Below are 13,188 nucleotides of genomic sequence, written 5' to 3'. Positions count from 1 at the left end.
TGTGAAGAGGTTTTCCAAGGGGCAGCCTCGGCATTCTTCTGCACGATAGCTGTGCGGTCCTAGTGGATCAGACCATCTGGATTACGTCCTTTTCGATGGACAACATATAACCTTTCTTGGCGATGTTCTTGACCAGCAATTCGCTGACCATCTGATTACCCAAAGCGTCACGCAGCCGTTTTATCCGCGTCGCACCAGCAGCTTCGTCACAATCGGCGGCGCTTTTGCCCGAAATCACCGCTTCGATCTGAACGCCGGACAGAACCTCGTCATCCAGTCGGGATTCGGCAAGGACTGACAGGGTCTCCATCGCAGCTGGGGTCAGTTTGAAGTCCATGTTGTTCAGATAGACGGTGTTTTCCTCGCGACTGATCAGTAGCGAGGTAACCTGAATGCCAGTTCGTTCGATCTGTGCCATCCGGCGGTTCAGCATGACCAGCATCACCAGAAACACTAGGGCCGTCACAAGCATGGCGCTGGCAAAGACCAACAATACGAAAATCACCATCCGATAGCTGGATAGGGTGTCGGCAAAGGCGGTGCCGGATTGGGCCAAAATCTCCAACAGCCGAATTTCGGTCTGCGAGGTCAAATCGCTTTCGACAAACAGCCGTTCAACACGCGCGTTAAAGGCGTTGGCGTCCGGCAAGGTCCAGAACAGAAAGACGGCGGCAGTGACAAGGATCAGTACGATCGCCACTATGCCTGCGCCGACCAGTCTTGTGCCAGATCGCCGGGTATCAGTAACGGAGATAGAATTGTCCGGCATTGGCCTTCCTTTTATCCAACCCTTCTGGCCCAAAGACAGACATGACATTCAACAATGTCCAGCCCGACGCGCTGAGGCGTTTTGAGGCTTCTTGCTGAGCCTGGCCTTTGTCACAGGCCGAAACCTGCATCACGCCGTAATGCAGTCGCAGCGGATTGTCCTGCTTGGCCTTGTAATCCGCATAGCACTCTGCCGACGCAGCAGTACCAAGCGATATCAGGGCCGCAACGGCCAGAGAAGAGAGGATTGGTTTCATAGGCTGCATCCTGCGCATGGGTTTGCACGATATTCAATAACATAAGGGGTTTGAGGGGGGTGATATCGGATAACACCCGCCCGTTATTGCTTGTCTGAAGGGAGCGGACCCAGTGTTGGGGCATCACGTTTGCGGTCTGTGTCGGATCGCCCCGAAACACCAGGAAGGACACGCATCATGCACCGGAAGTTCATCGCCCTTATCGTTGCCACCGCTATCACCATCACCGGCGTCTCAGCCTCGCAGGCGCGCGCGGCGGATGCCAAGGACATCCTTGGCGGGCTTGCCGCCATCGCGATCATCGGTGCCGGGGTCCACTACTACAACAAGGAAAAACGCAAGGACCGGACGACGCGTCATCAGACCTATACGCCTCAGCCTTATGTGGCCCAGCCCAGTTACCCAGTGCGCCCCTTGCCGCAACACGTCGCGCGATATGATCTGCCGCAGAAATGCCTGCGCAAGTTTAGCGCCTATTCGAACAATCACCCGCTTCTGGCACCGAAATGCCTCAAGAAGCACTACAAACATGCCAACAGCCTGCCGCAAGAGTGCAAGGTCGGTTTCTGGAACGGCAATAAGGTGAACCGGGCATATGAACCCGCATGCCTGCGCCAGAAGGGATACCGCGTCGTTTACAAGTAATCTCTTTCGAGCAGGAGCGGTGCCACAGAAGCGCCGCGTAGGAGAGGGTGGCGCAAGCCGCCCTCTCTTTTTTGTCTTGCGGTGGGGCGCGAATCGCGGTTTTCGGTTGGTATGACAACGCCAAATTATTCGATTGAACAGGCGGCAGTGGCGCAAGGGTACGTACGCATTGCCGGTGTGGATGAGGTCGGCCGTGGGCCATTGGCCGGGCCAGTGGTCGCGGCCGCCGTGATTTTGAACCCCGTAGATTTTCCCGAGGGGTTGAACGATTCCAAGAAACTGACGGCGAAACGACGGGCTGTTTTGGATATCGCCGTACGGGACCGGGCTGAATTTGCGATAGCTGAAGCCTCGGTTGCCGAGATTGACGAACACAACATCTTGCGTGCCTCGCATCTCGCGATGGAACGTGCTGTCGCGGCCCTGGATCCGCCGCCCGACTATCTGCTGATCGACGGAAACATGATCCCACGGGGTTTGACGATCCCGGCGCAGGCGGTGGTCAAAGGTGACGCGCATTCCGTTTCGATTGCGGCGGCTTCGATCATTGCCAAAAACTGGCGCGATCAACTGATGGTGGATTTGGCGCAACAGCATCCAGGCTATGGATGGGAGAAGAACGCAGGCTATCCGTCAAAACAACACAGGGAAGCGCTGCAAAAACTTGGTGTGACCCCACATCATAGGCGTTCGTTCAAGCCGGTACACAATATCTTGTATCAAGAGTAAATCGTAAGCCGCTGATTCAAAAAAGAAATTGACGGCGAATCGACTTTGACTCATCCTTGTCTCAACCAAATGAGCGCAAAAGCGCCGTGGAACTTGAGGCAGAGATATGACAACGACAACCAAAAAGGGCGCAACAGCGCTCCCTTTAAACACGATTCTATCCGGGGACTGCATCGATGTGATGAACAGTCTGCCCGCGGAGTCGGTTGACCTGATTTTCGCGGATCCCCCGTATAATCTGCAGCTTAAAGGCCAGTTGCACCGCCCCGATAACAGCCAGGTTGATGCGGTCGACGATCACTGGGATCAGTTTTCAAGCTTTGGTGTTTATGACCAGTTCACCCGCGAATGGCTGAAAGCGGCGCATCGTCTGCTCAAGCCCAATGGCGCGATTTGGGTGATTGGGTCCTACCACAACATTTTTCGCGTCGGTACAGCCCTGCAGGACGCCGGATACTGGATTCTGAACGACGTTGTCTGGCGCAAATCGAACCCGATGCCGAATTTCCGCGGCAAGCGGTTTACCAACGCGCATGAGACGATGATTTGGGCCTCAAAGCGCGAAGGTGCTAAGTATACTTTCAACTACGAAGCCCTGAAAGCGCTGAACGAAGGTGTGCAGATGCGCAGCGATTGGGTTCTGCCAATCTGCACCGGGCATGAGCGCCTCAAGGATGAAAACGGCGACAAGGCGCACCCGACACAAAAGCCGGAATCCCTGTTGCACCGTGTCCTGATCGGTTCGACCAACCCCGGTGATATTATTTTGGATCCGTTCTTTGGCACGGGTACCACTGGTGCTGTCGCCAAGATGCTGGGCCGCGAATTCATCGGGATCGAACGCGAGGAAAGCTATCGCAAGGTCGCCGAGAAGCGGATTTCCAAAGTCCGCAAGTTCGACCGTGAGGCGCTGGAAGTCAGCGCCAGCAAGCGCGCTGAACCGCGCGTGCCCTTCGGTCAGCTGGTCGAACGTGGCATGCTGCGCCCGGGTGAAGAGCTTTATTCGATGAATCAACGCCACAAGGCCAAGGTTCGGGCTGACGGAACGCTGGTGGGCGACAACGTCAAAGGTTCGATCCACCAGGTCGGCGCGCATCTGGAAAACGCGCCCTCTTGCAATGGCTGGACTTACTGGTGCTTTAAACGCGATGGGAAAACGGTGCCGATCGACGTTTTGCGTCAGCAGATCCGGGCCGAGTTACACAACTGATTTCAAGAATACCGCCGGTGCCTGTGGCCTGACACAAGGCACTACGCCTTGCCCCGCCGATCTCGGCGGGGTCTTTTGTTTTATTCTTCATTCAGTTCCGATATGAGATTCCTTGTCCTGCTGCTTACGGAAGGAACCTTGGCAATGTCGGATACCACAGCCAGCGAATCCCGATTTGGGCGGTTTTTTGTGACACAGCCAGACAAGTATGATCTGGACAACAAGTACACCGAGGCTGCGCTGGAACGGCACAAGCGCGAAGGGTTGGAACTTGCCGTCCGCGCCCGCTGGGTGGCGATGGGCCTTACCGGCATTTTGTTGATCTACCTGAACCCCCATTGGGACGTTCTGTGGTATCACTTCATCCTGTTATTGATTTGCGCCAATGGTTGGTTGATCCGGCGGGCTGGCAGCGTGGGCCAGTCACGGGTCGAGCTTTTACTGATCTTCGTCGACTTGCTGATTATGACTTTGGGGATGATCGTGCCGAACCCGTTCAGCGATGATGTTCGACCGCTGGCAATGCAATACCGGTTCGACAACTTCCAGTATTTCTTCATCATTCTGGCCGCGGGAACTCTGGCCTATTCGTGGCGCACAGTCGTGGCTATCGGCACGTGGACGGCGGCGATGTGGACGGTAGGCTGGATCATCGCCTGGTGGGTGGCTACGCCAATCCCGGGCATCAGTGAGCGCGTGTACGAGGCATTGGCCGGGTATCCGGATGTTGCGGAGTTGCTGGACCCCAACAGTTTCATGGTCCCTCAGCGTATTCAGCAGGTGATCGTATTCCTAATGGTCGCGGTTACGCTTGGTATCTCGATGCGGCGGCTCAATCGATTGTTGATGACAAATGCCGGGCTTGAGAGGGAGCGTGCAAACCTGTCGCGATATTTCTCTCCGAATGTCGTGGACGAACTCAGCCAGAATGATGAGCCGCTCAAGCAGGTTCGCAAAGAAGACATCGCCGTTTTGTTCATCGACATCGTGGGGTTTACCAAATTCGCGGCCGGGCGCGACCCGTATGAAGTCATCGAAGTTTTGCGTGGGTTTCACGCGCGAATGGAAACCGAAGTGTTTCGCCATCATGGCACGTTGGACAAATATCTTGGGGATGGTTTGATGGCCACATTCGGTACGCCGGTGACGACCCCATTGGATGCCAGTAACGCGGTGGCTTGCGCGCGCGATATGGTGGATGTGATTGATCGCTGGAACCTGGAGCGGCGACGGGCAGGTGAGCCGCAAATTCGTGTAGGAATTGGGGTTCACTATGGCTCGGTGGTATTGGGAGATATCGGAGCGAACCGACTGGAATTTGCGGTTATCGGGGATGCGGTGAATGTCTCCGCCAAGCTCGAAGCGATGACGCGTGACCTTGGTGTTCGCGTGGTGCTGAGTGACGCGGTCCGGGCACAGGTGATGCAGGAGGGCAATAACGCCGCCGACCTGACAGCAGGTTTTGTGAAGCATGAAAACCAGCCGGTTCGCGGGGTGCAGGGCACTATGGATATCTGGGCGCAATAGGACGGGCAGCTCCCGCCGGTCGGCCACGCATCAAAGATGCGCGTCATTCCGTTGGGCCGGGCTGCGCGCGGGCGCGCGCTGCGGTCACGAACGCGGCAACGGGTTGCGAGATCTGTTGTACGGCTTCCAATCAGTGACTTCGGGATAATATTGCCGCCGCCAGGCCCGAACGCGGGGGTTCATGACGCGCCGCCAAAGCGGTGGGACCATCGCAGCGACGGTCATAACCGGATAGCCATAGGGCAGTTGCGGGGCCGCATCTTCCGAATGATGCTGCAGCAGCGGAAAGCGCCGGTTGGGTTTGTAGTGATGGTCCGAGTGACGCTGCAGGTTGATCAGCAGCCAGTTCGACGCTTTTTGCGAGGCGTTCCACGAATGGCGCGGCTGGACATGCTCGTACTTGCCATCGCCAAGGTGTTTGCGGGTCAGGCCGTAATGTTCGACGTAGTTCACCAGTTCCAGCTGCCATATGGCGACGCCCGCCTGCACCAGGAACAGGGCAACGCCCGGCCATCCCCCGACCACGAAAGCCAACGCCAGCATACCCGCCTGAAGCGCCCAATAGCGCCAGAACGGGTTCGCGGGGTCGGTCCACGGACGTTGCTTGCGCCCCAGCTTGTCCCTTTCTGCGTGGAAGGCGGACGCAAGGCATTGCCACAGAACGCGCGGATAGAAGCGGTGAAACCCTTCATTGTACCGTGCAGTGACCGGATCGCGTGGTGTTCCGACATAGCGATGGTGAACCAGCAGGTGCTCTGACCGGAAGTGAGAATACAACACCATGGCCAGTAGAATATCACCCAGCCAACGTTCCGACCGCCCTTTCTGGTGCATTAGTTCATGGCTGTAGTTGATCCCGATGGTGCCCGAGATCACACCCATCCCGAAGAACAATCCAATCTTGCTAAAAACAGACAGGTGATCGGTATGTGTGGCGTACCAGAGCAACCCAAACAGCGTAAGAAACTGAACCGGGGCCCATGCCTTGGTCAGCAGAATGTACCATTTGAGACCGCCGTCCGGCGTGGCCGGATCGGCATTTTCAAGGTTCAGCCCCGTTAACCGATCCAGAACTGCAAACGCCCACCAAGTCGAAAGAGGCACAAGCAAGACCCACCAACCTCCGGCAACGGCGGTAAGCCAAATGACGGGGATCAGCAGGAAGGACACCCAGAAGGGCAATGCCGCTTGCCAGCGTGACAGACTGTCTGATGCGATCATCGCTTCGCTCCGAGAAACTGTGGGCAGACTAGCCTCACCCGGCAATGCCACACAATGGGTTACGTAGAGCGCCAGAGGTCATACGCTTTGCGCATAACAGTAGGTAGGTCACTGGGGCGGAAAGCGTGTTTTTCCATTACAATCAGATCGTCATGCGACCAGCCGACCGGCAGCGTGGTCGTCCAGATGCGCAGGATCAGGTGGAAATGGGTAAAGGTGTGGCGTACCTCACCCGGCAGCACCTGCCATTTGCACGGAAAGGGCGGTGCCTCGGCCGGGCCGTCTGACCATTCTGATCCGGGCCAGCCCAGCATGCCACCCAGCAGGCCCTTGTCGGGACGACGTTCCATCAGAAAGGCTCCGTTATCGCCTTGGGCTATATAAACATGGCCGTATCGCGTGGATTTGGGCTTTTTTGGAGTCTTGCGTGGCAAATCGGATTGCGTTCCAGCGGCGCGAGCGGCGCAGGGGGCTTGCACCGGGCAGATACCGCAGGCCGGAGATTTTGGTGTGCAGATTGTTGCCCCCAGATCCATGACCGCCTGCGCATAATCACCCGGTCGCGTGGCAGGCGTAAGTGCAGCCGCATGCTTTTTCAGTTGCGGTTTTGAACCGGGCAAAGGGTCGTGAACGTCGAAAAGTCGGGCCATAACCCGTTCCACGTTGCCGTCCAACACGGTTTCGGGCCGGTCGAAGGCGATGGCGGAAATTGCAGCGGCGGTGTAGGGACCGATTCCCGGCAAATTGAGGAGCGCGTCATAGGTATCGGGGAACGTTCCACCATGCTGTTCGGCCACAACCCGGGCGCATTTCAGAAGGTTCCTCGCACGCGCGTAATAGCCAAGCCCTGCCCATTCCCCCATAACCTGATCATCCGGGGCAGCGGCCAGTGCCTTAACTGTCGGCCAACGGGTTGTGAATCGCACGAAATAGTCGCGCACAGCCGCAACAGTGGTCTGCTGCAGCATGACCTCGGACAACCAAATGCGGTAGGGGTCGGGCATCACACCCGCAGCCCGATCGGCTGGAGCTACGCGCCAAGGCATCTCGCGGGCATGGCGGTCGTACCAATCCAGCAGCGCACTGCTCACGTCAAATTCACCGGAGTCACGCAAGTTTTATCTATCTCTCTGTCGGGTTTCGCTGGCGCCTGTTGTCCTGCCCTTTACAATAGCGGCGCAGGAGTTGGAAACCAGATGCAGCGCAGACGTTCTTCGACCCGCGGGTTCAAACGCACCGCGACATTGCTGAACGACCAGATCAGGCGCGCCGGTGAAAGCCGGGGCTTTGCCGTATCACGCCTGCTGACCCATTGGTCCGAGATCGTTGGACAGGATATGGCCGCTATCGCGCGACCGGTAAAAGTGGGTTACGGGAAGGGTGGCATTGGCGCCACGCTGACGGTACTGACCACTGGCCCGCAGGCTCCGATGCTGGAGATGCAGAAGGAACAATTGCGCGGCAAGGTGAACGCGGTTTATGGCTATAACGCCATCAGCCGGGTACGCATCACCCAGACCGCTCCGACAGGATTTGCCGAGGGGCAGGCCAGTTTCGACCACAAGCCGAAACAAGCGAAACCCAAGATCGAACCAGAAATAGCAGCCGAGGCGGACCGGGCTGCGCAAGAAGTTCACGATGGTGATCTGCGCGCAGCCCTTGAACGTCTGGGCCGTAACGTTTTATCCAAGCAAAAACGCTGAGAAAGGGCTGAGAAATGAGCCGTATTGCAACCGGAATTTGTGCGGCCGTCGCCGTGGCCGCTGGCGGTTATTGGCTGTCGCTGTCGAATTCCAACCCCGCCTATCCGCTGATTAGCAGCGCCGAGGCGCAAGAGGCCGATCTGGACACCTCGACCATCGTCGAGATGACTCTGGGTGCCGAAGACGCACCGGTCGAGATCATCGAATATGCGTCCTATACCTGCCCGCATTGTGCGAATTTCCACACGGGAGCGTACAAGCAGCTCAAGAAAGATTTCATCGACACAGGTAAGGTGAAGTTCATCTATCGCGAGGTCTACTTTGACCGCTATGGCCTGTGGGCGTCAATGGTTGCGCGCTGCGGCGGGCCCGAAAAGTTCTTTGGCATCTCCGACCTGATCTACGAAGGCCAGTCCGAGTGGACCAAAGCCGGTGGTCCCGCTGAAATCGTGGACGAGCTGCGCAAAATCGGGCGTCTGGCTGGTATCGACAATGATCAGCTTGAAGCCTGCTTGCAGGACGGAACCCGCGCGCAGACGCTGGTCGCCTGGTATCAGGAAAACGCCGAGCGCGACGGTATTCAGGCGACCCCATCCTTCATAGTGAATGGCAAGTCGGTTGAGAATCAGTCCTATGACGGCTTCAAAAAGCTGATCGAAGACGAACTGGGCAGCTAATTGCTTTTACGACCGGCTCAATCCGGGCCGGTCGTCCTTCAGGGCGACGGTGCGACCTGCAAAAGCATCTGCCTGACCTTGTCTGCCTCATCGACCTTCAAACGAACCGGAAGCGTGATGACCTTGCTGCGAAACGCAGCGGGCAGGCGAACGGCGTCTTTTTCCGTGGTGACCATTTGCGCGCGCAACAAGCGGGCTTCGTTTTCAAGACGAGTCATCAAGGCGGGTGTCAGCGGCTGGTGGTCATCCAGCGCTTCGGCTCGCAGCAAGGTCGCGCCTTGTTGGCGCAAAGTGGCGAAGAACTTCTCGGGGTGTCCGATGCCTGCAAAGGCAAGAACGGGCGTATCGCTCCAATCCATGCCGGTTTGCAGCGGCTCAACCGCGCCGGTCGTATGTGGGACGGACAGTTTTTTTCCCCAACGTTCGGCAAACTCGATTTGGGAATCAGCTTCGCCAAGGGACAGCACTAGATCAGCGCGCCGTAATCCGACTTCCACCGGTTCCCTCAGGGGGCCAGCCGGCAAGCACAGCCCATTTCCAAATCCGCGCGATGCGTCCACCACAATGACCGAGAAATCCTTCGCAACCGAGGGGTTTTGAAACCCGTCGTCCAGCACGACGACTGTGGCACCCGCCGCGGCGGCTGCCTTTGCTCCAGCAGCGCGGTCTTTGGCGACCCAGACATCGGCAAAAGCCGCCAGCAACAGGGGCTCATCCCCGACCTGCGCCGCGGTATGCTTGCCGGGGTCCACGCGCACCGGTCCTTCGAGCGAGCCGCCATGGCCGCGCGTGACCACATGTGTCTCATGCCAGGCATCGCGCAATTGCTCGATTACCCAGATCACAGTCGGGGTCTTGCCGGTGCCGCCCGCGTTCAGGTTGCCAATACAAATGACAGGAATACCCGGGTTAATGCCGGGTTCCGAGGCGACCCGACGCGCCGTAGCGCCAGCATAGAGCCGCCCAAGCGGTGCCAGCATTCGAGCGCGCAGGTCCAGCCGATCTGGCGCGGTTTTCCAGAAATCAGGTGCTCGCATCGTCTGCACTCCGCTGGTCCAGGTAGTCCTGAATCATGTCGATCAGGTGATCCGCCTGAGGCGCACCTTCGGTTACGATCTGCCACCCGGCCAGTGCCATATTGGCGGCCTGATCCGGCGCCAACAGCTCGACCACTGCATCGCCCAGCTCGGTGGCGGACCTGACTGTGCGCGCGGCCCCCGCCCTGTCGAGCTGATCGTAAAGCTGTTGTTGGCTGTGCACAAATGGTCCGTGGATCAAAGCAGAGCCCAGCGCCGTGGCGATCAGCGGGTCCGCCCCCCCGGCGCCGCGTTCCAGAGAGCTGCCCATGAAGGTAACGGGCGATACCCGCTGCCAAAGACCCAGATCCTCGGGCACGGCGGAGAGGATCACCTGTGTCATATCCTCGATCGTCCCGCTTTCATCCCAGTTGGTGCAACGCAGATCCATCGCTTCAAGCCGCCGATGCAGCGGTCCGGCTTCGGCAACATCGGCCACTTGCAATACCAACGCCAAACGCGGCAGCATGCGCATTGCCTGTCTATGGGCGCTGAGGACCGAGATGAATTCTTTGTCCTGGACCCACGCCGCTAACCAGACCGGTCGGCCAGACAGCGCATGGTTCACCTCGATCAGCTCGTCCTCGGGCCATGGGCGCGGATTGGGGCTGATATGAAGGGGCGGTGCCTCTTGCACCTTGTTCGAAGCGACGCCTAGCCGCCGAATTTGACGGGCGATTTCCGGTGTCGTGCACAGGATCGTCTGAAAACAGTCAATCGTGTATCTTGTGATATCGGGTAACCAACGGCCGCCCCGTGCGATTTTCACGTCCGCCTGTGCTTCGATCAACATCAGGGGAATCCCGCGTTCCTCGGCGCGCGTGATCACGTTAGGCATCAGGCCGCCCCCGACCCATATTCCGATATCCGGACGCCAATGGTCCAGAAACGCGCGCGCAGCCCCGGTTTGTTCGGCGGGCAGGTTGACCAAAGGGTATCCGCTGCTGGCCCACCTTGTCAGATCTGCATCGGGTGGCGCGGTCAGAACCACCGACAGATTGGGGCGCGTCTGCTGCAACCGCTGGCAAAAATCAACAATAGCGCGGTGACGTTCCCACGCATTTATGTGCAACCACAGAACCTCGCCCTCGGGGCGCGCAATATCGCCGTTGCTGGCGGTATTCTGCATACCCCAGGACAGCACGCGATAGGCGGCAAGGCTTAACGAGCGTGGCTTGCTCATGGTGCGATTCCAGGGCTTTCCGGTTCGAGTTGTTCCGACAGTAGCCCATAAACACCTGAACCCGCAGCGATCACACCGTTCAGACGCGGAGTTTCATTGTTGAACCGCAGAGGCAGCCCCGCGCGGTCCGAACACCGGCCGAGGGCTTCGCGTATAATCAGATCACCGGCGGCGATGTCCCATTCCCAACTGGGCCTGAGGGTCATCATCCCGTCAAATCGTCCCTGTGCAACAAGGGCCATGCGATAGGCCAGAGATGGCCTGTAGTTCCGTTTGAACTCGGGTACCTGCCCCTGACGCCAGTGTTGCGGCTGCATGTTGGGTTTCGCGGCCAACACCTCGGCGCTTTCTAACACACCGAGTTCGCTGACCCGAATCTTTTCGGCGTTGAGCGTAGCATCCTGACCTTTTGCTGCGGCATAAAGCAGGTTTCGCAAAGGCAGGTAGATCACAGCGGCCGTCACTTCGCCCTGTTCGGCGATAGCCAATGAGTGGGCCCAGGTCCGCGAGCCTTCGGCAAAGCTGCGGGTGCCGTCGATGGGATCAATGATGAAAACACGGTCTTTCGATAGCCTGTCAGTTGAATCCTCGGTTTCCTCGCTCAACCAGCCATACCCCGGACGCGCTGCGGGCAGCATTTGCTCAAGCATCTCGTTCACGGCAAGATCAGCTTCGGTCACCGGGCCGGCCCCGTCGGGTTTATCCCAGCGTTGCGCCGTTGTCCCCGAAAACCGAGTGGCGATCTTTCCGGCCTCTAATGCGGCGTCAATCAGCAGTTGCAGGTCAGGTGCCGGCAAGTGTCATTCCTTCGATCAGGATCGATGGCACCACGCGGGACAAGTACGCACGTGCGTCATTTGCCGGAATAATCCGTTTCAGCATGTCACGCAGATTGCCAGCGATCGTGCATTCGTTGACGGGATGGGTGATTTCCCCGTTTTCGACCCAAAAGCCTGATGCCCCACGTGAGTAGTCGCCGGTATTGGGGTTGATCGTCGATCCGATCATCGAGGTCACCAGCAGGCCGGTTCCCATGTCACGCAGCAGATCGTCCCGGCTGTGCGTGCCTTGGGTCAGGCTCAGGTTCCAGTTGCTGGGCGACGGGGGGCCGGACACGCCACGCGCCGCATTCCCGGTCGAGGTCATGCCCAGTTTTCGTGCGCTGGCCAAATCCAGGGTCCACCCGGTCAGTACTCCGTTTTCAACAACGGCCCTTCGCTGTGTTGGCAAACCTTCGGCGTCAAAGGGGCGAGAGCCCGAGATACGCGGGCGATGCGGGTCTTCGATCAGTGACAGGTGTTCAGGCAGGACCTGCTCTCCCAGGCTGTCCTTCAGCCATGACGCACCTCGGGCAATGGCGGCGCCGTTGCTGGCGGCCAAAAGATGACCGATCAGCGAAGACGAAATCCGCTCGTCGAACAGGACAGGGAATGTGCCTGTCGCGGGTTTTTGTGCCCCAATCAGCGCAACGGCGCGTTCACCTGCCGAGCGGCCAATCTCATCAGGGCTGCGCAGGTCACTCTGGAATGTGCGGCTGTCGCCGTCGTAGTCGCGTTCCATCCCTGTGCCTTGGCCCGAGATAGCAACGCAAGAGGTCGAGCGGCTGCTGCGGGAATACCCGCCGGAAAAGCCATTTGTGGCAGCCAGATGCACGCGGTGGGTGCCATAAGCGGCCGCGGCGTCTGATACTTGGGACACGCCTTCTATGGCCAAAGCGGCAGCTTCGGCAGCCAGTGCATCCTGCAAAAGCGTATCCGCCGACGGTTCCGGCGTCGGGTCGAATTGTTCCAGCGCCGCGATATCCCAGTCTTTTGCAAGCTGGTCGGGCGTGGCCAACCCTGTAAAAGGATCTTCCGGAGCTTCGTTTGCCATGGCCACTGCACGTTGCGCCATCGCCGTCAGCGTTTCGGGGCGACTGTCCGAACTTGAGACGATCGCCTGCCGCTTGCCTAGAAACACACGCAGTCCCAGGTCGGTGCCTTCGGACCGTTCGGCGTGCTCCAGCGCGCCACCGCGGACTTCAACCGATACCGATGAGCCATCCAGAACGATGGCATCCGCCGCTTCGGCCCCGGCTTTGCGGGCCGCGTCCAGCAGATTATGGCTGATTTCTTCGGGTGTGCGGGTCATGAGGCCTCCGGTCTGTGTGCATTCGACCTAGCCTTGGACCGCCGGTCTCGCAAGGCCTGCGG

The 13,188-nt window shown here is 58.6% G+C and carries 14 protein-coding genes; 6 read left to right on the top strand and 8 right to left on the bottom strand.

Translation table 11 applies throughout. From position 1 onward, the window contains the following. Positions 1-67: 67 nt before the first annotated feature. Positions 68-769, bottom strand: a complete 702-nt coding sequence (locus AC2FLJ_RS14505) for a winged helix-turn-helix domain-containing protein (RefSeq protein ID WP_496699438.1) — start codon at positions 767-769, stop codon at positions 68-70. After that, the gene (locus AC2FLJ_RS14500; RefSeq protein WP_058272591.1) at positions 741-1,025 is read right to left on the bottom strand and encodes a hypothetical protein; all 285 of its coding nucleotides are present in this window, start codon (positions 1,023-1,025) and stop codon (positions 741-743) included. Before AC2FLJ_RS14500 ends, AC2FLJ_RS14505 begins: the two co-directional genes overlap by 29 nt. Positions 1,026-1,202: 177 nt before the next feature. On the opposite strand from AC2FLJ_RS14500, the gene AC2FLJ_RS14495 reads away from it, so the two are divergent. The 4 genes from AC2FLJ_RS14495 to AC2FLJ_RS14480 all read left to right on the top strand — a co-directional run bounded on the left by AC2FLJ_RS14495 (position 1,203) and on the right by AC2FLJ_RS14480 (position 5,136). Next, positions 1,203-1,670, top strand: a complete 468-nt coding sequence (locus AC2FLJ_RS14495; RefSeq protein WP_113791791.1) for a hypothetical protein — start codon at positions 1,203-1,205, stop codon at positions 1,668-1,670. Between the two features lie 111 nt (positions 1,671-1,781). Beyond that, entirely contained in the window at positions 1,782-2,399 is a 618-nt protein-coding gene (gene rnhB / locus AC2FLJ_RS14490; RefSeq protein ID WP_496706428.1) for a ribonuclease HII, read from the top strand. A 106-nt stretch (positions 2,400-2,505) separates the two neighbouring features. Next, positions 2,506-3,609 (top strand): site-specific DNA-methyltransferase, encoded by a 1,104-nt coding sequence (locus AC2FLJ_RS14485; RefSeq protein ID WP_496706426.1) that lies wholly within the window; start codon positions 2,506-2,508, stop codon positions 3,607-3,609. A gap of 144 nt (positions 3,610-3,753) precedes the next feature. Beyond that, positions 3,754-5,136 (top strand): adenylate/guanylate cyclase domain-containing protein, encoded by a 1,383-nt coding sequence (locus AC2FLJ_RS14480; protein ID WP_496699435.1) that lies wholly within the window; start codon positions 3,754-3,756, stop codon positions 5,134-5,136. Between the two features lie 84 nt (positions 5,137-5,220). Here AC2FLJ_RS14480 and AC2FLJ_RS14475 read toward each other — a convergent pair whose 3' ends face one another. Further along, complete coding sequence (locus tag AC2FLJ_RS14475) at positions 5,221-6,357, bottom strand: alkane 1-monooxygenase (RefSeq protein WP_282170513.1); 1,137 nt, start codon at positions 6,355-6,357, stop codon at positions 5,221-5,223. A gap of 59 nt (positions 6,358-6,416) precedes the next feature. Then, a complete protein-coding gene (gene mutY, locus AC2FLJ_RS14470; protein WP_496699432.1) occupies positions 6,417-7,472 on the bottom strand; it encodes an A/G-specific adenine glycosylase in 1,056 nt (351 codons plus the stop codon). Between the two features lie 81 nt (positions 7,473-7,553). Here mutY and AC2FLJ_RS14465 point away from each other — a divergent pair, with 81 nt between their 5' ends. Together AC2FLJ_RS14465 and AC2FLJ_RS14460 are read left to right on the top strand one after the other, a co-directional pair. Further along, positions 7,554-8,060, top strand: coding sequence for a DUF721 domain-containing protein (locus tag AC2FLJ_RS14465; protein ID WP_496699430.1), 507 nt, complete (start codon positions 7,554-7,556; stop codon positions 8,058-8,060). Positions 8,061-8,074: 14 nt separating this feature from the next. Next, on the top strand, positions 8,075-8,737 hold the full coding sequence (locus AC2FLJ_RS14460; RefSeq protein WP_496699425.1) for a DsbA family protein: 663 nt from the start codon (positions 8,075-8,077) through the stop codon (positions 8,735-8,737). Positions 8,738-8,775: 38 nt separating this feature from the next. On the opposite strand, the gene lpxK is transcribed toward AC2FLJ_RS14460, so the two are convergent. From lpxK to AC2FLJ_RS14440, 4 genes are read right to left on the bottom strand one after another with little or no spacing between them, the layout of a single operon-like run. Further along, positions 8,776-9,774: a tetraacyldisaccharide 4'-kinase gene (gene lpxK, locus AC2FLJ_RS14455; RefSeq protein ID WP_496699423.1), complete on the bottom strand. Its 999-nt coding sequence runs from the start codon at positions 9,772-9,774 to the stop codon at positions 8,776-8,778. After that, positions 9,761-10,996: a 3-deoxy-D-manno-octulosonic acid transferase gene (locus tag AC2FLJ_RS14450; RefSeq protein ID WP_496699421.1), complete on the bottom strand. Its 1,236-nt coding sequence runs from the start codon at positions 10,994-10,996 to the stop codon at positions 9,761-9,763. Before AC2FLJ_RS14450 ends, lpxK begins: the two co-directional genes overlap by 14 nt. Beyond that, complete coding sequence (locus AC2FLJ_RS14445; protein ID WP_496699419.1) at positions 10,993-11,793, bottom strand: 3'(2'),5'-bisphosphate nucleotidase CysQ; 801 nt, start codon at positions 11,791-11,793, stop codon at positions 10,993-10,995. The genes AC2FLJ_RS14450 and AC2FLJ_RS14445 overlap by 4 nt, the downstream gene beginning before the upstream one ends. Continuing rightward, positions 11,780-13,126, bottom strand: a complete 1,347-nt coding sequence (locus AC2FLJ_RS14440) for a TldD/PmbA family protein (protein WP_496706422.1) — start codon at positions 13,124-13,126, stop codon at positions 11,780-11,782. The genes AC2FLJ_RS14445 and AC2FLJ_RS14440 overlap by 14 nt, the downstream gene beginning before the upstream one ends. Between the last annotated feature and the right edge of the window lie 62 nt (positions 13,127-13,188).

It is taken from the genome of Ruegeria sp. CDSA034 (genome assembly GCF_059612275.1).
The sequence above is the reverse complement of the archived record's forward strand: the minus strand, read 5'-3'. Positions and strand labels throughout refer to the sequence as shown.

Bases quoted from the DNA above. Each gene is read 5' to 3' on its own strand.
- AC2FLJ_RS14485 (WP_496706426.1), top strand. From the start codon at position 2,506: ATGACAACGACAACCAAAAAGGGCGCAACAGCGCTCCCTTTAAACACG.
- AC2FLJ_RS14475 (WP_282170513.1), bottom strand. From the start codon at position 6,357: ATGATCGCATCAGACAGTCTGTCACGCTGGCAAGCGGCATTGCCCTTC.
- AC2FLJ_RS14495 (WP_113791791.1), top strand. From the start codon at position 1,203: ATGCACCGGAAGTTCATCGCCCTTATCGTTGCCACCGCTATCACCATC.
- lpxK (WP_496699423.1), bottom strand. From the start codon at position 9,774: ATGCGAGCACCTGATTTCTGGAAAACCGCGCCAGATCGGCTGGACCTG.
- rnhB (WP_496706428.1), top strand. From the start codon at position 1,782: ATGACAACGCCAAATTATTCGATTGAACAGGCGGCAGTGGCGCAAGGG.
- AC2FLJ_RS14450 (WP_496699421.1), bottom strand. From the start codon at position 10,996: ATGAGCAAGCCACGCTCGTTAAGCCTTGCCGCCTATCGCGTGCTGTCC.
- AC2FLJ_RS14480 (WP_496699435.1), top strand. From the start codon at position 3,754: ATGTCGGATACCACAGCCAGCGAATCCCGATTTGGGCGGTTTTTTGTG.
- AC2FLJ_RS14505 (WP_496699438.1), bottom strand. From the start codon at position 769: ATGCCGGACAATTCTATCTCCGTTACTGATACCCGGCGATCTGGCACA.
- AC2FLJ_RS14500 (WP_058272591.1), bottom strand. From the start codon at position 1,025: ATGAAACCAATCCTCTCTTCTCTGGCCGTTGCGGCCCTGATATCGCTT.
- AC2FLJ_RS14460 (WP_496699425.1), top strand. From the start codon at position 8,075: ATGAGCCGTATTGCAACCGGAATTTGTGCGGCCGTCGCCGTGGCCGCT.
- AC2FLJ_RS14440 (WP_496706422.1), bottom strand. From the start codon at position 13,126: ATGACCCGCACACCCGAAGAAATCAGCCATAATCTGCTGGACGCGGCC.
- AC2FLJ_RS14465 (WP_496699430.1), top strand. From the start codon at position 7,554: ATGCAGCGCAGACGTTCTTCGACCCGCGGGTTCAAACGCACCGCGACA.